At 70.4% G+C, this 16,304-nt stretch carries 17 protein-coding genes; 9 read left to right on the plus strand and 8 right to left on the minus strand.

What is annotated here, in order from left to right; genetic code table 11:
* Positions 1 to 19: 19 nt before the first annotated feature.
* Positions 20 to 664 (minus strand): secretin N-terminal domain-containing protein, encoded by a 645-nt coding sequence (locus tag FFK22_RS25730; RefSeq protein WP_138888277.1) that lies wholly within the window; start codon positions 662 to 664, stop codon positions 20 to 22.
* 542 nt (positions 665 to 1,206) lie between these two features.
* Here FFK22_RS25730 and FFK22_RS43195 point away from each other — a divergent pair.
* The 7 genes from FFK22_RS43195 to FFK22_RS25760 all read left to right on the plus strand — a co-directional run bounded on the left by FFK22_RS43195 (position 1,207) and on the right by FFK22_RS25760 (position 7,629).
* A complete protein-coding gene (locus tag FFK22_RS43195; protein WP_186002643.1) occupies positions 1,207 to 1,374 on the plus strand; it encodes a hypothetical protein in 168 nt (55 codons plus the stop codon).
* A 111-nt stretch (positions 1,375 to 1,485) separates the two neighbouring features.
* Entirely contained in the window at positions 1,486 to 2,472 is a 987-nt protein-coding gene (locus tag FFK22_RS25735; protein WP_138888276.1) for an FHA domain-containing protein, read from the plus strand.
* Positions 2,473 to 2,497: 25 nt separating this feature from the next.
* Entirely contained in the window at positions 2,498 to 2,869 is a 372-nt protein-coding gene (locus tag FFK22_RS25740; RefSeq protein WP_138888275.1) for a hypothetical protein, read from the plus strand.
* Between the two features lie 5 nt (positions 2,870 to 2,874).
* Complete coding sequence (locus FFK22_RS25745; RefSeq protein ID WP_186002644.1) at positions 2,875 to 3,210, plus strand: tetratricopeptide repeat protein; 336 nt, start codon at positions 2,875 to 2,877, stop codon at positions 3,208 to 3,210.
* Entirely contained in the window at positions 3,207 to 5,324 is a 2,118-nt protein-coding gene (sctV, locus tag FFK22_RS25750; protein ID WP_138888273.1) for a type III secretion system export apparatus subunit SctV, read from the plus strand. The genes FFK22_RS25745 and sctV overlap by 4 nt, the downstream gene beginning before the upstream one ends.
* Before the next feature lie 8 nt (positions 5,325 to 5,332).
* Complete coding sequence (locus FFK22_RS25755) at positions 5,333 to 6,937, plus strand: type II and III secretion system protein family protein (RefSeq protein ID WP_138888272.1); 1,605 nt, start codon at positions 5,333 to 5,335, stop codon at positions 6,935 to 6,937.
* Between the two features lie 8 nt (positions 6,938 to 6,945).
* On the plus strand, positions 6,946 to 7,629 hold the full coding sequence (locus FFK22_RS25760; RefSeq protein WP_138888271.1) for a CpaD family pilus assembly lipoprotein: 684 nt from the start codon (positions 6,946 to 6,948) through the stop codon (positions 7,627 to 7,629).
* Between the two features lie 31 nt (positions 7,630 to 7,660).
* Here FFK22_RS25760 and FFK22_RS25765 read toward each other — a convergent pair whose 3' ends face one another.
* Together FFK22_RS25765 and FFK22_RS25770 are read right to left on the minus strand one after the other, a co-directional pair.
* Positions 7,661 to 8,428: a tetratricopeptide repeat protein gene (locus tag FFK22_RS25765; protein ID WP_138888270.1), complete on the minus strand. Its 768-nt coding sequence runs from the start codon at positions 8,426 to 8,428 to the stop codon at positions 7,661 to 7,663.
* Between the two features lie 139 nt (positions 8,429 to 8,567).
* A complete protein-coding gene (locus FFK22_RS25770) occupies positions 8,568 to 9,164 on the minus strand; it encodes a DUF882 domain-containing protein (RefSeq protein ID WP_186002645.1) in 597 nt (198 codons plus the stop codon).
* 211 nt (positions 9,165 to 9,375) lie between these two features.
* On the opposite strand from FFK22_RS25770, the gene FFK22_RS25775 reads away from it, so the two are divergent.
* Positions 9,376 to 9,978 carry a CDP-alcohol phosphatidyltransferase family protein gene (locus FFK22_RS25775; RefSeq protein ID WP_138888268.1) on the plus strand — a complete coding sequence of 201 codons (603 nt, stop codon included), beginning with the start codon at positions 9,376 to 9,378 and terminating at the stop codon, positions 9,976 to 9,978.
* On the opposite strand, the gene FFK22_RS25780 is transcribed toward FFK22_RS25775, so the two are convergent.
* From FFK22_RS25780 to aepX, 5 genes are all read right to left on the minus strand, one after another.
* Entirely contained in the window at positions 9,969 to 10,391 is a 423-nt protein-coding gene (locus FFK22_RS25780; RefSeq protein ID WP_138888267.1) for a DUF2141 domain-containing protein, read from the minus strand. The genes FFK22_RS25775 and FFK22_RS25780 overlap by 10 nt on opposite strands.
* Complete coding sequence (locus tag FFK22_RS25785) at positions 10,388 to 11,494, minus strand: 2-aminoethylphosphonate--pyruvate transaminase (protein ID WP_138888266.1); 1,107 nt, start codon at positions 11,492 to 11,494, stop codon at positions 10,388 to 10,390. Before FFK22_RS25785 ends, FFK22_RS25780 begins: the two co-directional genes overlap by 4 nt.
* Entirely contained in the window at positions 11,494 to 12,489 is a 996-nt protein-coding gene (locus FFK22_RS25790) for a lysylphosphatidylglycerol synthase domain-containing protein (protein WP_138888265.1), read from the minus strand. Before FFK22_RS25790 ends, FFK22_RS25785 begins: the two co-directional genes overlap by 1 nt.
* Positions 12,486 to 13,658, minus strand: a complete 1,173-nt coding sequence (gene aepY / locus FFK22_RS25795; RefSeq protein WP_138888264.1) for a phosphonopyruvate decarboxylase — start codon at positions 13,656 to 13,658, stop codon at positions 12,486 to 12,488. The genes FFK22_RS25790 and aepY overlap by 4 nt, the downstream gene beginning before the upstream one ends.
* Positions 13,659 to 13,736: 78 nt before the next feature.
* Positions 13,737 to 15,407, minus strand: a complete 1,671-nt coding sequence (aepX, locus tag FFK22_RS25800) for a phosphoenolpyruvate mutase (RefSeq protein ID WP_306770167.1) — start codon at positions 15,405 to 15,407, stop codon at positions 13,737 to 13,739.
* On the opposite strand from aepX, the gene FFK22_RS25805 reads away from it, so the two are divergent.
* Positions 15,367 to 16,302 (plus strand): phosphocholine cytidylyltransferase family protein, encoded by a 936-nt coding sequence (locus FFK22_RS25805; protein WP_306770168.1) that lies wholly within the window; start codon positions 15,367 to 15,369, stop codon positions 16,300 to 16,302. The genes aepX and FFK22_RS25805 overlap by 41 nt on opposite strands.
* Positions 16,303 to 16,304 lie beyond the last annotated feature (2 nt).

Consider the following 16,304-nt stretch of genomic DNA (forward strand, 5'->3'; position numbering starts at 1 on the left):
GGACTGCGTGGCGGCCGGCTCATGATCCGGGCTTTCCGGTGCGGCCGCGCACGATCGTGGTCTGGAACTGATAGGCCTGCTGCAGCGCCTGCATGGTCTCCTTGACCAGGGCGACGTAGCGGGGCGGCCCCGACACCAGCGCGACATTGGCGCTGGCCAAAGGCCGCGGCGGGAAGCGGGGGTCGTCGAGCTGCAGGCTGGCCAGCGACGCCTGCAGCTCCTCGAATCGGATCGCGCCGAGGGGCAGCATCTCCGACACCGCCTCCTCGACCGTGGTCACATACAGCACTTGGCCGTCATAATACCATTGCAGGCCGAAGCTGGCGGCGAGCTGGTCGAGCAGCTTCTGCGGCGTCAGCTCCGGCAGCCGGCCGCGCACCCGGCCGGAGACCTTGTCGCTAACCTTGACCGGGATATCGAGGTTGCTGCCGAAGGCCCCCAGCACGTCGCGCACATCCTGATCCAGGACGACATAGGGGTAAGGCTTGTCGGGCCAGGGCAGGGTGCGACGGCCCTGGGTGGCGGCGAGATCGGCCGGAAGCGGCGTCGCGGCAACGGGCGGGGCCGGGGCGGCGGGCACCGTCACGATGGCCGGAGGGGCGGCCTGCTGCTGCGCCGCCACCGGTCCGGCCGAAAGCGTGATCAGAATGGCGGATGCGAGCATGGCAGGACGTCGCCGAAACTTGTCGGACAATACTCCTGACAGCCCTGTGGTCCTGATCGCCATCCACACCCGCATCAAGACATCCCGCCGATAAGCTCGCGACTGTCGACCCGCCTGGTCTTTATAACGCCGCATAGCCGGAGGTGCAAAAGCCAATCCAAACACCCGGCTCGCTTGAAACGGCCAGCGGATCGCCCAGACGTCGGGCAGACCTAAACGCTTAGACCGCCAGCAGGGTTCCAGGGTTTTTGTTAAAGTTCTGTTGAACAGGCCGGTAGTTGAAATCTGAATGCACTGAGACATTGAAGTGCTTGACCTGACGGCGGTTTGCCGCATAGTCGAGTAGTAGTTTTGAGGGGTGGGCAGGCCTTGGTGTCGAACCGACGTTCCGGTCGAGTTGGCCAAGGTGGTGGGTCTAGGATTGTTTGGCCCAGACGCTGGCGAATGATTCGGCGAATCGGTGTGTCAGACCAGGGCTTCGGACCTGCATTCCACTGTGTTTGGTGTTGTAACTCTCAGAATCGCACTAGGAGGAATGGGTTATGGCTTCGACTTCCGGCAACGGCAACGTCTCCGATATCCAGCAGGAGATGGCCAAGATCCGCGAGCAGAACAAGCAGGACACGATCGACACCGCTCGGGAAACCCAGAAGAACCAGCAGTTGGACAAGTGGGCCCAGGCGCTGTCGGACGCGGCCCGCAAGGGCTGAGCCCGGATCTCGTTCCGGTTCCTGAGCTTTATCGCTGTCAGTATGGCGAGCGCGGTCGGCCCCGGCCGCGCTCGCTTTCGCCACTGATCGAGGCGCCTCGTGGGGTGGGCCATGCTCTCGAAATTCAAGGCGTTCCTGTCTGACAGCCCCCTCCAGGGGCAGATCCAGCGATTCTTCCCACAGCCGCACTCGGTCACGCTGTTCGTGCTCGAAGGGCCGAATGCCGGCACCGTCCAGAAGCTGGCGCCCGCCGCCTACCGGGTCGGCAGCGGCCTCGATTCCGACATCGTCCTGGCCGACGAGACCCTGGCCCCGGTCCATGCCCTGATCGACATCGCCCGCCATCGTGTGCGGGTGGAGCCCCTGGCCGGCGCCGTTTGCGTGCCGGGCCGGGCCGGGACGACCGAACCCGGCGGGGCCCTGACCCTGCCGCTGCCGGCCGAACTGACGCTGGGATCCTCGCGCATCGTGCTGCGCAGCCCGGTCGAGGCGTCCGCCGGCGGTCCGCATCTTCGCGCCGTCACCGTGACCATCGCGCTGCTGGTGATCCTCGGCGGCCTGTCCGGGATCGCCCTGTCGTCTGGTGGATCGGGCGGCGGCTCCGACACGCCGGCGGCCGGCCAGGCCGCGGCGCCCGAGGCCGGCAAGCCGGTGCAGACCGCCGCGCTGGCGCCGGTCGTGCCGCGGCAGCAGACTCCGCAGGAGGCGCTGCAGGACCGCATCGACGCGGCGCAGCTCCAGGGGGTGACCCTCTCGGCCAAGGGCAGCCGCATCGTCGCCTCGGGCCGGCTGTCGCCGGACGACATGGCGAAGTGGCGCGAGATCCAGGCCTGGTTCGACCGCACCTTCGCCTCCTCGGCCCTGCTGTCGTCGGAGGTTGCGACCGGGGCGGGCAGCGGTGCGCCGGAGCTCGTGATCCAGGCGGTCTGGACCGGCGACAACCCCTATCTGATCACCCACACCGGCTCGAAATACTTCGAAGGCGCGGATCTCGGCGGGGGCTGGTCGGTCGACAGGATCCGGGCCGACGCCGTCACCCTGCGCAGCCGGGCCGGGCAGACCTTCGTGATGGTCCTGGCCGACCCCGGCAAGCCATAGGGACGCCGGGGAAGGGGGAATCGAGATGACGACGATCCAGCCACGCACCGAGCCGCTCGACGGTGTCCGGCCCGGCCAGCAGCCGGACGGCATCGCCGGGCGCCCGGTCACCGCCGCCGGCGCGCCGGTGCAGCGCCGGGCCGGGTCGGTGCGCGGCCGGCGCGACAAGGCCTCGCGGCTGCGCGAAGAGCTGCTGGACTATATCCGCCCCGCCACGGCCGGAACGATCCATGCCACCCCCGGCGGCCAGGCCGAGACCCTGGCCGACATCCTGGACCTGCTGCAGGCGGAGGCGCCGGATGATCGGCTGGCCCGCTGGGGCAGCGCCGTGCTGCTGCAGGAGCTGCGCAAGCACGACCTGCTGCGCGCCCGGCTGAACGACCTGATCGGCGGATGATGCGGATGACGCAGATCCAGCGCGACACCCTGCACCGCCTCGTCTTCGACTATCTGCGGCACGGCCAGAACCGGCGGGCGCTGGCCCTGGCGATGCTGCTGGCCTCGCGCGACGACGAGGTCGATCCGGCGGCGCTGCGCGCGCTCGCCGTCGCCCTGCTCGCGGTCGGCCGGCCGGATCAGGCGATCGAGGTTCTCGACCGGCTCGACCGCGAGGAGCCGCCGGCCGCGGCGCGGCACCTGCTGCGCAGCCGGGCGCTGCACCAGCTCGGCGAGATCGAGGCGGCGCGCCGCGCCTTCCGCGACTATCTCGACGCCCCCGACCGGCGGGTGGCGGCATGACCGGCACGACGAATCCGCGGGCGAACCGCTGGCAATCGGCCCTGGCCGCCGCGACGGGGCGGCAGGACCTGATGATCGTGGCCCTGCTGGTCGCGACCATCCTCCTGATGATCCTGCCGCTGCCGACGCTGCTGGTCGACGCGCTGATCGCCTGCAACATTACCTTCGCGGTCCTGCTGCTGATGGTGGCGGTCTATCTGCGCAGCCCGCTCGAGCTGTCGGTGCTGCCGTCGGTGATCCTGATCACCACGGTGTTCCGCCTGGCGCTGTCGATCGGCGTCACCCGCCTGATCCTGATGGACGCCGATGCCGGCGCCATCATCCAGACCTTCGGCGAGTTCGTCATCGGCGGCAGCCTGGCCATCGGCCTGGTGATTTTCCTGATCATCACCGTGGTCCAGTTCGTGGTGGTGGTGAAGGGCGCCGAGCGCGTGGCCGAGGTGGCGGCCCGCTTCACCCTCGACGCCCTGCCCGGGAAGCAGATGAGCATCGACGGCGAACTGCGCTCGGGCGACATCGACCTGGCCGAGGCGACGCGCCGGCGCCAGACGCTGGAGAAGGAAAGCCAGCTCTACGGCGCCATGGACGGCGCCATGAAGTTCGTGAAGGGCGACGCCATCGCCGGCCTGCTGATCGTCGCGGTCAACCTGATCGGCGGCCTCGCCGTCGGCATGCTGCAGCATGGCATGTCGCTGGGCCAGGCGATGCATGTCTATTCGCTGCTGACCATCGGCGACGGGCTGGTGTCGCAGATCCCGGCGCTGTTCGTCGCCATCACCTCCGGCACCATCGTCACCCGGGTCACGACGTCCGAGAGCCGCAACCTGGGCGCCGACATCGCCCACCAGATCGGCGCCAACCCGACGGCGCTGCTGATGGCGGCTGGCGTGGTGGCGCTGCTCGGCTTCATCCCAGGGTTCCCGACCCTGATCTTCCTGGCCATCGCCGGGCTCATGGCCGGCGGCGTGCTGCTGCGCCGGCGTCGCGCCCTGCGTGAGGCCGGGGCCGCCGCGGCGCTGGAGGAGGCCGCCTCCGACACGGCGGCGACGGCGGACGAGACGGTGACGCTGCATTTCGGCGCCGATCTGGCGGCCGGTCTGGGCCGTGCCAATGTCGAGCGGCTGGCGCGGGACGTGGCGGAGGATCTGGGGCAGGCGCTGGGCGTGCCGTTCCCGGCCGGCCGCGTCGGGCCCGGCGGGACGCTGCCGCCGGACGGCTTCCGCATCGACATCGATGGGGTCCCGGTCGAGGCCGGGACGGCGCGGCCGGGCCGGATCCTGCTGCGCGACGACCCGATGCATCTCGACCTTCTGGGCCTGGCCGCCGACACCGGCGAGGGCCCCGGCGGCGCGGTCCAGCATTGGATCGACGCCCGGCAGGAGGCGACGCTGGCCGAGGCCGGCATCGGCCATGCCACGGCGGAGGAGATCGTGGCCGAGGCGCTGACCCGGGCGCTGCGCCGCTACGCCCCGCATTTCCTCGGCATCCAGGAGACCCAGGCCTTCCTCAAGGGCATCGAGGCGACGCGCGGCGATCTGGTGCGCGAGGCGCAGCGCCACCTCTCGGTCAACCAGGTCGCCGACGTGTTCCGCCGGCTGCTGGAGGAGGGCATCTCGCTGCGCAACCACCGGCTGGTGCTGGAGACGCTGGCCGAATGGGGACAGAAGGAGCAGGACGTGATCCTGCTGACCGAATATGTCCGCGGCGGGCTGAAGCGGCAGATCTGCCACGCCCATGCCGACGACCGGAAGGTGATCCACGCGCTGATCCTGGACCGCGGCGCCGAGGAGGTGCTGCGCCAGTCGATCCGGCAGACCACGGTCGGCGCCTATCTCGCCTTGCCCGAGGGCCAGGCCGAGGAACTGGTCGACACCATTCGCGGCCATCTCGGCCGGGTCGTCGCCGGCGGCCGGCCGCCGGTGATCCTGACCGCGCTCGACACCCGCCGCTTCCTGCGCCAGACGCTGGCCCGCAACCACGTCGAGGCGGCGGTGCTGTCCTATGCCGAGATCGCGTCGGACTACACGGTGCAGCCGGTGGCTGTGGTGCGGCTGACCGGCCGCCGGCCACGCCAGGATGCCGGGGCCGGGCTCGACCGGGCCGCCGCGGAGTGAGGGGGAAGATGAACCAGCCGCGATCTCGATTGCGTCACGCACTCGCCGCCACGGTGGTTCTGGCCGCAGCCCTTGCCGCCGGCATTCCGCTCGCCCAGGCCCAGGCCGATCCGCCGGGCATGACGGTGCAGCCGTTGCCGCCGCAGGCCCAGGCGGGGCCGGCGGCGCCGGCGGCGCCCGGCGCGACCGTGACCCCGACCGAGGACATCACCGCGATGCGGGCGCCTGCCACGGCGCCGAAGATCGTCACCCTGCCGCCGGGTGCGCCGGCCGACCCGCCGCCGGGGGCGACGCCGGCGATGCAGCCGCCGCCATCGCTGCAGCCGGGCCAGCCGACGATGCAGGTGTCGCCGGCGCCGCCGCGGCAGCCGGCTCAGCCGGCGCTGACGCCCAGCCGCTCGATGATCGAGATGAAGGTCGGGCAGGGCAACCTGCTGACCTTCGCCCTGCCGGTGCAGACCGTGCTGGTGGCCAATCCGAACGTGCTCGACGTCGAGATGGTGTCCGCCCGCTCGGCCTATATCTACGGCGTGTCCTCTGGCACCACCAACCTGTTCGCGCTCAGCAGCGCCGACCAGGTGGTGGCGGCCGCCAATGTCCGGGTCAGCCAGGACGCGGCGGCGGCGCAGCGCGAGATGATGCAGGTGGCCCCGGCCGCCGGCGGCCAGATGGGCTACATCCAGGACCGGCCGGTCACCACCGGGACGGTGGCCGATCTCGGCAGCGCGATGAAGCTCGACGCCCTGGCCCAGCAGCTCGGCACCAACTCCGGCGGGGCGATGAACCTGAACACGCTGCGCGGCTCGCAGCAGGTCGGCATCCGCGTCCGCTTCGCCGAGGTCCAGCGCAACGCGGTGGAGAATCTCGGCGTCAACTGGCAGGCGATGTTCGACATCGGCAAGTTCAACATCGGCCTGGTCAGCGGCGGCTTCCCCGCGGTCGTCGGCGGGCGCGGCACCGCCTTCGCCGGCTACCACAGCGGCGGCAACAATGTCGACGCGGTGATCGACGCGCTGCAGCGGGAGGGGCTGGTCAGCATCCTGGCCGAGCCGACCCTGACCGCGGTCAGCGGCGAGACCGCAAACTTCCTGGCCGGCGGCGAGTTCCCGATCCCGGTGCCGCAGGGCAACGAGACGGTGACGATCGAATACAAGCAGTTCGGCGTGTCGCTGTCCTTCGTCCCGACCGTGCTGCCGGGCGACCGCATCGCCATGCGGGTGAAGCCGGAGGTCAGCGAGCTCAGCGACGACGCCCGGGTCGAGAGCGAGGGCGTCTCGGTGCCGTCGCTGATCGTGCGCCGGGCCGAGACCACGATCGAGCTGGCCTCGGGCCAGACCTTTGCGCTGGCGGGCATGTTCCAGCGCAACATGTCGAATTCCGCTGACAAGATCCCGGTGCTCGGCGACGTGCCGATCCTCGGCAAGCTGTTCCAGTCGAGCCGGTACAAGCGCAACGAGACCGAGCTGGTGATCCTGATCACCCCGTACCTGATGCAGCCGGCGGACACGCCCAAGGCGATGGCGGTGCCGGCGCAGCGCACCGAGCCGACCGTGCGGCGGGTGCGCCAATCCCCCTCCATGACCGGCGGCAGCGCCGGCTTCGTGCTCGAATAGGACGTGCCATGAGGTTCCCGATCCAGCATCTCGCGGTCCTGGCCCTGGCCGGCGTCCTCGCCGCCTGCGAACACAAGATCCCGGACTGGCCCGAGGACGGCTACACCACCCTGTCGACCCCGATGGCCCATCCGGTGATGTTCGCGCCCCAGGCGTCGAGCCTGAGCGCGACCGAGCGCACCCGGCTGGTCGAGTTCGTCCGCGGCGCCGGCCTGACGCCCGGTTCATCGGTCACCGTCGCCGCCGGCGGCCCGAAGGCGGCGGCGCGGCAGGAGGCGGTCGCGGCGGCGGTGCGCAGCGCCGGGCCCTACAGCGTCTCGCTGGTCAACGATCCGTCCGCCTCCGACACGGTGCAGGTGGCGGCGGCCGGCCGGCCGGTGCTGTGGCCGAAGCGCTGCATGAACGCGGACGGCTCATTGCCGGAGGACCTGCCGCTCGGCTGCGCCAGCGACCTCAACCTGGCGCAGCAGGTCGAGCGCAAGAGCGACCTGTTCCAGGGGCGCCAGATGGGGCCGGCCTTCGCCAACCCCTCGGTCCGCGCGGCCGAGCGCTATCTGCAGCTCGACGGCAACGGCCGGACCGGTGCCGGGACCGATTCCCGGGACAATGGCAGCCAGGCGGGCATGGTCCTGCCACCGCCGCCGGCCGGGACCGGGTCCGATACCACCGACGTCTCCGGCACCACCCAATAGCTCGGGGGGCGGCGTCGCCGCCGCGCTGGGCTCAGCCGATCGTGCCGATCGCCTGGGCCCGCCGCACCGGGTCCTTCATGCCGCTGATCCGGCGCGCCGCGTTGACCAGGTTGCGCGCCTCCTTCGCCGGCAGGACCGCATCGGCCACCTTGCGCGCCTCCTGGGTCTTGCCGTCCATGGCCAGGACCAGTGCCAGGTTGCGCTGCTGCACCGCGGTGGCGTCCGGCGCCGCGGCCGCCTCGCGCATCACCCGCACCGCCTCGCCGGTGTTGCCGGCCAGGGCATAGGACAGCGCCAGGTTGGTCTTCAGGCTGACATTGGCGGGGGCCTTGGCCAGCGCCTTCTGATACAGCCCCTGCGCCTCCTGCGGCCGGCCCAGCAGGGCGAGGGCCGTGCCCTTGGCCAGCACGGTCGACGGGTCGTCCGGCTTGCGGGCCAGTGCCTGGTCCAGCACGGCGATCGCCTCCTGCGGCTTGCCCTGGGCCAGCTGCACCTTGCCCAGGCCGCGCAGCGCATCGGCGTTGGTCGGCTCGATCGCCAGGGCGGCGTGATAGTAGCTGGCGGCCCGCACCGGGTCTCCGGCCTGGAGAGTCGCATCGCCCAGCTTGATCATCGGCTGGGGATTGTCGGGGTCCTCGGTCGCGGCGCGCTGGTAGAAGGTGACCGCGGTGTCCGGGTCGCCCGCGGCACGGATGCTGTCGCCCATCCGCAGCAGCGAGGTCGTCGACGATTCGCCGCAACCCGCGACGATTAGGGCGAGGCCGAACGCGGCGACGGTCCTGGTGAATGGGAACGGCATGGCGGCGGGCTCTCCCCTCGAAACAGCGAGTCCGGGGCGCCTCTGACGGGCGCGCCCCCACGGTCACGCATGGCTGGGTCATGGATAGAACGATCGCGTCGTCGCGTCGACCCCGCGATTGGGACTCTTGTCCCTGGTCTCAGCCCTGCCAGGTGCGCAGGTTGCCCGAATCGATATGGGTGAAGCCGGGATACTGGCCGACGCCGCCGATCTGCAGCGCCAGGGCGCAGCCGACGAGCTGGCTCGGCGGCACCTTCTCGAAGGTCAGGTCGACGGCCCGGCCCGCCATGTGCAGGGAGTTGCGGGCCGTCCCTTCGAGCGAGGAGTTGGTCTTCAGCGTGCGATAGCCCGAATTGACCGTCGCCTTGCCGCTGAAGCCGGCCCGCTGGGTCACGGCGCGGATCACCGCCAGCGCCCAGAACAGCCGCGGATCCATCTGCACGATCGCGGCCTGCCGCCAGTCGCGCAGGAACCAGTCGAGCTTCTGCAGCTCGGCGACGTCATAGCCGGCGGCGCCGTAGAACCGGCCGGTATAGGTCTCGCCGGTGTGGGCGTGGCCGAGTTCGAGATAGGGCTCGACCCGGTTGTGCACCTCGTCCAGCAGCGAACCGGGCCGGGCCGCCGGGGGCAGGGCATAGGCGGCCGGCCCGGCCAGGGCAATGCCGCCGACGACGCCGAGCGCAGCGCGGCGAGTCAGAGTCGGGCCCAGGGGCCGGGAGGGTATGGACGCAGACATGCTAAGACAGCCTCGGCAGGCAGCGGAACCCAGCGCGACGTCTATATCATTTCGCAGGACCGGCGACGGATTGCAATCGCCTCGGCGTGTGTGGACGCATCGCCGGTTCGATACCTTGGCATAGCCGGGCCCGTTGCCTTGCTTTCGGCGTGATGGTTTAGAAGTCTTGAGAGGGCGCCTCCGGGACGGGCGCGGAGACGGCAGACCTAGGATGAGCCACGACACCCTGATCCACCGCATCGTCCGGCCGGTCGTCCGGCGGATCGCGCCGATCGGCGTCACCCCGAACCAGCTCACCAGCGTGCGGCTGGTGACCGGCGTGGCGGCGGCGGTGGCCTTCGCCTGCGGCGGGATCTGGGCCGATCTCGGCGGGGTCGTGTTCCTGCTGTCGATGCTGTTCGACCGGGCCGACGGCGAGCTGGCCCGCCAGACCGGGCAGATGAGCCCGGAGGGCCACCGCTACGATCTGTGCGTCGACTGCCTGTGCGACGCGATCGCCTTCATCGGCATCGGCATCGGGCTGGCCCTGGCCGGTCTCGGTGTCGCCCCGGTCCTGCTCGGCGCCGTGGCCGGGATCGGCATCGGCGTGCTGTTCTGGCAGCTCAACGTCACCAAGGTGATCGAGCTGTCGCGCTATGCCATGCGCCATCGCGGCGTGGTGGTGGACCCGGACGACGCCCTGGCCCTGGTGCCGGTCTTCGTCTGGCTCGGCCTGGCCTGGCCGATGCTGATCGCGGCGGCGGTGATCACCCCGGCGGGCGCGCTCTGGCTCGGGGTGCTGGCGCGACGGCCGAAGCCCGCGGTTCAGAAGTAGCGCAGGTGGAGGTTGATCAGCGCCTCGCGCGGGCCGACCGTGAAAGCGGCGTCCTTGAAGTCCGGCGGCGCGAAGAAATAGGAGGGGTCGCGCGAGAAGGCGACGCCTTCCTCCGGCACGCCCAGCAGGGTGCGGTCGATCTTGTGGTTGTCATTGACGTCCTGATAGCCCTGGGCGGCGTAGACGCCCGGGGCGACGTTCTGGATCACCACGGTCGCCTGAGGAACCCTGGCCGGCGCGGTGCCGCTGTAGGGGCAGTCATCCCCCAGGAACTTGTCCTGCGGGCACAGCGACATCCGGATCGTGCCCTTGGCTTCCTTGATGTTGGCCACGACGATCTCGACCGTCGCCGCCGAGGCGGTGGCGGCGCCGAGGCCGAACCAGGCGGAGGCGAGGAGCAGGGGGATCTTCATCGGCGCATCTCCGACAACGCTTCCTCGATGGCAACGAGCAGAGCCCGGAAATCGTTGCGGTCGAGGGCCCCGATGCAGCCGATGCGGAAGCTGTCGGCCTGGGTCAGCTTCCCTGGATAGATCAGGAAGCCGCGCGCGGCCAGCGCCTCGTAGAAACGGTCGAAGGCGAAGCGCGGATCGTCCAGCGGGTGGAAGGTGGCGATGATCGGCGTCTGCACCGCCGGGTCGAGGAACAGTCGGAAGCCCAGCCGGGCCATGCCGGCGGCCAGCGTGGCGAAATTGTCCTGGTAGCGGCGCAGCCGCGCGGCCTGGCCGCCCTCCGCCTCCAGCAGGCGCAGCGCCTCGACCAGCGCCGCCACGACCTGCACCGGCGGGGTGAAGCGCCACTGGCCGTTGCCCTCGAAGCCACGCCACTGGTCGTGCAGGTCGAGGCTGATCGACGGGCTGTTGCCCTTCGCCGCCGCGATCGCCTGCCGTTCCACCAGGGCGAAGCCGAGGCCGGGCACGCCTTCCAGCCCCTTGTTGCTGGAGGCCAGCACCGCGATCGCCGGCGTGGCGGACAGGTCGATCGGCAGCGCGCCGAAGCTGCTCATCGCGTCCAGGATCAGCGCCCGGCCGCGGCCGGCGACGATTTCGGCCACCGTCTCGAACGGGTTCAGGATGCCCGAGGTGGTCTCGCAGTGGACCAGGGCGACATGGCTGATGGACGGATCGGTGGCCAATGCCTGGTCGACCCGCTCCGGCTCGACCGGCCGGTCCTCCGGCCAGCGCAGCGCCTCGACCTGCCGACCGAGGCGATTGGCGATGGCGACCATGCGCTCGCCATAGGCGCCGTTGGCCAGAACCAACAGCTTGCCCGCCGGCGGCAGCAGCGTGGCAATCGCGGCTTCGACGATGAAGGTGCCGCTGCCCTGCAGCGGGATCGCGACATGGCTGGCCTCGCCTCCGGCGACGGCCAGCAGCCGCTGCCGCAGCTCCGCGGTCAGGGCGATGAAGGCGCGGTCGCGCGAGCCCCAGTCGCGCAGCATGGCCCGGCGGGTCTCGATCCGGGTGGTCAGCGGCCCTGGCGTCAGCAGGGCCGGATCTTCGGCGGACCAGGGCATCACGAGGCCTCCGAGGCGCGGGCGCGGCGGCGCCGGGCCAGGTGCCGGCCTTCCATCACCTGCCAGGCCATCAGCCCGGGCACGCCAAGCGCGATTTCGCGGATGCGCCGGATCAGGGCCATGGCCACGGCGCTGTGCGGCGGGATGCCCAGCAGGCCGCAGATGACGATGAAGCCGCCCTCCTGCACGCCCAGCGCGCCGGGCACCAGCACACCGGCGATGCGGACCGCCTGGGCCAGGCTCTCGATGATTACCGCGTCGCGCAGGCTGGGCTCGAGGCCGAGCGCCCAAAGCGTCACCCAGATCTCCAGGCAGCCCAGCAGCCAGGACACCAGGTGGTGACCGCCGGAGGTCCAGACCCGGCGGGCATGATCGCCATACAGCGACACGATCGAATCGTGCAGGCCGGAAACCTCGCCCAGCGACTCCCAGCCGAACTTGTCGGCCAAGCGGATCAGGCCGCGCTCCAGCACCTTGAACATGCCGAAGCGCTGGGCGCCGACGAACAGCACCACCAGAACGAAGCCGACGCCGGCGCCGGCGATGATCCAGGGCGTCATCGCGCCGTCATGGGCGCCAAGGAAAAGCAGCACCAGGCCGAAGACGGTGAACACCACCTGGCTGGCCATCTGCGTGGTCAGGTCGACGACGATGGCGGCGCCGGACCGGTTCAGCGGCACGCCGCGCATTGCCAGCAGGCGCGCGGTGATCAGCTCGCCGCCGATCTGCGCCACCGGCAGCAGCGAATTGATCGCCTCGCGGATCCACCGCAGCCGGATGAAGAAGCTCAGGGGCGGCACCGGCCGCTCCGGCACCAGCACGCGCCAGCCGAGCGAGGAGAACAGGAATTGCGGGAAGTGCAGGGCGATGACGGCCAGGATGCCCCAGCCGGCGCCAGCCAGCGCCGCCCAGATCTCGGCCGCGCCGGTCAGCCAGACCAGCACGACCGCGACCGCCAGGCCGACGGCGATTCCGATGCAGGCGGGCCATTTCATGATACGGAACCGGCACCGGTTGCCGCCGGGCGCAGGCCGGCGAGGAAGGCTTTGAACCGGCGGGCGACGTCGGCCGGGCCGACCGTCGGCCGCCCCAGCTTGTCCATCGAGCCCGGCGCGATGCGGACATGGATCAGGGCGGGCCGCGGCGCCTCGGAGGCGGCGCGGAACGCAGCCTCGAACCCGTCCAGGCTGGCGCAGGAGGCGGCGAACTGATAGCCGCACGCCAGCGCCACCGCGGCGAAGTCGACCGAGGCGGAGACGGTGGCCTGACCGCCGGTCGAGTCATGCACGCCGTTGTCGAGCAGGATGTGGATCAGGTTGTCGGGCGCCTGAGCACCGATGGTGGCGAAGGTGCCCAGCTTCATCAGCGCGGCGCCGTCGCCGTCCAGCACCACGACCGGCGCCGGGGTGTTGAGCGCCACGCCCAGCGCCATGCCGGAGGCGCCGCCCATCGACCCGACCTGGTAGATGTGCTGCGGTCGGTCAGCCAGGGTGAACAGCTCGCGCCCGGCCTTGCCGGTGGTGGCGACCACGGCGGTGCGGTCGTCGGCCAGGGCCAGGAAACGCTCCAGCACGGCGGCCCGGGTCGGGCGCGGCCCGGCCTCCGGCCAGTCGGCGCGGCGGCCGGGACGGGGCAGGGAAAGGGGCGCGGCCTGCAGATCCTCGTCGCGGACGTCGCCCTTCTTCATGACGAAGGCATAGGGCAGGCCGGTTTCGTCCATCCGGGCCGCGGCCTGGTCCAGCGCCGGACCCAGCGCCTCGGTCGCGGCCGGAAATTGCGCCTGCGGCAGCTCGATCAACTCAAGCAGGTCCTGGGTGATGCGGCCCATCACCTCGTGCTGCGGCTCGTCCGGTTGGCCGGGCTGGCCGCGCCAGGTGGTGACGAACAGGGTCGGGATGCGGAACGGCGCGTTCAGCGAGGTCAGCGGGTTGACCGCGTTGCCCAGGCCGGAGTTCTGGCACATGACGACCGTCCTGCGCCCGGCCAGCCAGGCACCGGCGGCGATCGCCACCGCCTCGCCCTCGCTGGCGGCGCCGACATAGGTCAGGGCCCGGCTCGACAGCACGCCGTTGATCAGCGGGGTCAGGAAGCTGCACGGGACCCCGGTGTAGAAGTCGTGGCCGCGCGCCTTCGCCGCTGCGATGAACTCGTCTGCGGTGATCATGCGGGACGTTCTAGAGCGCGATGGCGCTGGAGGGAAGCGGCGCACGGACGCATGGCAGGGTCGCGCGCCGCGGCTCCATTACGTAAAATTGCGCGCGTCGGCCAAGTCGCTCAGCGTGTCGACGTCCAGCCAATGGGCGGTGAAGTACTGCACAGCCACCGGATGGCGGGCGGCCAGCCGGGTCAGCAGCAGCGGCAGGTCCGCTGTCTCCAGCAGCCCCTCTGCCTCGATCCGGTCGATCTCCTCGCGCAGCCAGACCGCCCCCTGGGCGCTGAACCGGGCCAGGCCGATCCATTCGCCGCTGACCTCGCCGGCCGGGATCGATTCCGACATCGCCTTCAGATGCACCGGCGTGTCGTCCAGGTAGCTGCCGGAATAGGGCCGGTCGGCCGCGACCAGGTCGCGCAGGGTCTTCTTCGGCTGCTTGACCGACAGGCTCATGGCGTCGACCGCCAGGACGATGTCGCCCTCGCTGGACATCAGCCCGTCCAGGATGTAGCGGCGGAACAGCACGTCGCCATAGGCCACCACCGTCTCGCCATCCAGCGCCTTGCGCGCCTGGGCCAGGGACCAGACCTCGCCGGTCTCGTCATAGCGATCGTTGTCGACCGTCTTGATGCCCGGCACCACCACCGCTTCCTTGCGGTAGCCGCGGACCACGGTGACGTCCTTCAAGCCGCTGTCGCCCAGGGTCGACACCAGGCGCTGCAGCAGCGACTGGCCGCGGACGTCGATCATGCATTTCGGCTGGTCGCGGGTCAGCTCGTCGCCCAGGTCGCCGCGCGATGCGGCCAGCACCACGGCCTTCGGCGCCGCCTTGCCGGGCAGGTAGCGCCGCTCCGCCGCCTCCAGCTCGGCATTGCCGACGATGGCGAAGATGTCGCGGACGCTGGCCACCCGGCCCTCGACCTCGCGCAGCGACTGGTCCTCGAAGATCTGCTTGGCCGTCTCGCGCATCGCGGTGATCGAGGAGCGCAGCAGATGGTTGGCCCAGATCACCGTCGAGATGCCGGCCTGGCGGAACAGGTCGGTCGAGGTCGCGTAGTACATGGTCGGCACGATCACCACCGGCGACCGGTTGGCCCAGCGCTCGGTGAACTCAAAGATCTCGTTGGCGGTCGACTTCTTGGAATGGATCAGCACGGCATCGGCGCCGGCGGCGTGATAGGCCTCGGCCCGGCGCAGCGCCTCTTCCATGCCTCGGCCGGAGATCAGCGCCTCGATCCGCGCCACCAGCACGAAATCATCGTCGGTCTGGCTGTCCTTGCCCGCCTTGATGCGGCCGCAGAACTCGTCGATATCGGCCAGCGGCTGGGCCTCGCCGATGAAGGAGTTGGTCTTCGGGAACAGCTTGTCCTCGATGCAGACCCCGGCGATCCGCCGCTCGCCCAGCTTACGCACCAGGCGGCGGACATTGTTGAAGTTGCCGTAGCCGGTGTCGCCGTCGACCAGGATCGGCAGCGTGGTCGCGTCGGCCATGTATTCGAGCACGTCCAGCACCTGGGTCCAGGACGCCTCGTTGCTGTCGCGCAGGCCCAGGCTGGCCGAATTGGTCAGGCCCGAAGCCCAGATGCCGCGGAACCCGGCTTCCTCGACGATCTTGGCGGAGAGGCCGTTATGCGCCTCCATCAGGAAGGAGAGGGTGGGGGAGAAGATCTCCTGGCGCAGCGCCGCGAACACCGTCTTCGGGCGGTCGGCCTTGGCCGAGGTGCCGCTGCCGGACCGGCCCGCCGGAGCGGTGTCTTCCAAGGCCTTCATCGCTTCTTCACTCATGAATCCGGATGTCCGGGTTGCGGAATCTCGGCCGCCCGACTGCTTGCCGGGCCGGCAATTCGGCCTGTATCTTCGTTCGACTTCAGAAAAATGCAACCGGAGCATCACGGACTTGTCATCCTCCGATACGCGGACGGCCGCCGCGATCATCCTCGCGGCCGGAGTCGGCCGGCGCCTGGGAACGGCCGTGGACGGCCCGAAGATCCTGCTCCGATTCGGCGGAAAGTCGCTGCTGGAACGGCATATTGCCGCGCTCCACGCGAACGGTGTCGAAGACATCTCGATCACCATCGGCCATGAGGGCGACTCGATCCGGCGCGAGATCGACCGGCTCGGCCTCGGCGGCCGCATCGGCTTTGTCGAGAACCCGCGCTACCGCGAGGGCAGCCTGGTCTCGCTCTGGGTCCAGCGCGAGCGGCTCGCTGTCGGCGCGCCGGTCGTGCTGATGGATGGCGACGTGCTGTATCCCGAGCCGATGATCGGCCGTTTGCTGGACGCGACACCGGAGAACGCGCTGCTGCTCGACCGCGAGATCGAGCCGGGCGACGAGCCGGTGAAGATCTGCTTCCGCGGCGACACCATCGTCGATTTCCGCAAGAAGCCCGAGCATGCACATGACTGGCATGGCGAGTCGGTCGGCTTCTTCCGTTTTTCGCCCGACATGGCCCGTGCGCTCGGCGACCGCACCGACTGGTATGTCCGCCAGGGCATCACCACTGTTGAGTATGAGGAAGCGATCCGCGACCTGATCCTGGCGCAGCCGCACCGGTTCGGTGTCGAGGACATCAGCGACCTGCCCTGGACCGAGATCGATTTCGACGTGGATGTGGCCCGCGCGCAGCGGGAGATCCTGCCGCAGCTGGAGCATTGAGA

Origin of the sequence: Mycobacterium sp. KBS0706 (genome assembly GCF_005938675.2) — a bacterium.
GTDB lineage: Bacteria > Pseudomonadota > Alphaproteobacteria > DSM-16000 > Inquilinaceae > Inquilinus.

What these genes read in the sequence shown, in the direction of transcription:
- FFK22_RS25730 (WP_138888277.1), bottom strand. Translation starts at nt 664, where the DNA reads ATGCTCGCATCCGCCATTCTGATCACGCTTTCGGCCGGACCGGTGGCG.
- FFK22_RS43195 (WP_186002643.1), top strand. Translation starts at nt 1,207, where the DNA reads ATGGCTTCGACTTCCGGCAACGGCAACGTCTCCGATATCCAGCAGGAG.
- FFK22_RS25735 (WP_138888276.1), top strand. Translation starts at nt 1,486, where the DNA reads ATGCTCTCGAAATTCAAGGCGTTCCTGTCTGACAGCCCCCTCCAGGGG.
- FFK22_RS25740 (WP_138888275.1), top strand. Translation starts at nt 2,498, where the DNA reads ATGACGACGATCCAGCCACGCACCGAGCCGCTCGACGGTGTCCGGCCC.
- FFK22_RS25745 (WP_186002644.1), top strand. Translation starts at nt 2,875, where the DNA reads ATGACGCAGATCCAGCGCGACACCCTGCACCGCCTCGTCTTCGACTAT.
- sctV (WP_138888273.1), top strand. Translation starts at nt 3,207, where the DNA reads ATGACCGGCACGACGAATCCGCGGGCGAACCGCTGGCAATCGGCCCTG.
- FFK22_RS25755 (WP_138888272.1), top strand. Translation starts at nt 5,333, where the DNA reads ATGAACCAGCCGCGATCTCGATTGCGTCACGCACTCGCCGCCACGGTG.
- FFK22_RS25760 (WP_138888271.1), top strand. Translation starts at nt 6,946, where the DNA reads ATGAGGTTCCCGATCCAGCATCTCGCGGTCCTGGCCCTGGCCGGCGTC.
- FFK22_RS25765 (WP_138888270.1), bottom strand. Translation starts at nt 8,428, where the DNA reads ATGCCGTTCCCATTCACCAGGACCGTCGCCGCGTTCGGCCTCGCCCTA.
- FFK22_RS25770 (WP_186002645.1), bottom strand. Translation starts at nt 9,164, where the DNA reads ATGTCTGCGTCCATACCCTCCCGGCCCCTGGGCCCGACTCTGACTCGC.
- FFK22_RS25775 (WP_138888268.1), top strand. Translation starts at nt 9,376, where the DNA reads ATGAGCCACGACACCCTGATCCACCGCATCGTCCGGCCGGTCGTCCGG.
- FFK22_RS25780 (WP_138888267.1), bottom strand. Translation starts at nt 10,391, where the DNA reads ATGAAGATCCCCCTGCTCCTCGCCTCCGCCTGGTTCGGCCTCGGCGCC.
- FFK22_RS25785 (WP_138888266.1), bottom strand. Translation starts at nt 11,494, where the DNA reads ATGCCCTGGTCCGCCGAAGATCCGGCCCTGCTGACGCCAGGGCCGCTG.
- FFK22_RS25790 (WP_138888265.1), bottom strand. Translation starts at nt 12,489, where the DNA reads ATGAAATGGCCCGCCTGCATCGGAATCGCCGTCGGCCTGGCGGTCGCG.
- aepY (WP_138888264.1), bottom strand. Translation starts at nt 13,658, where the DNA reads ATGATCACCGCAGACGAGTTCATCGCAGCGGCGAAGGCGCGCGGCCAC.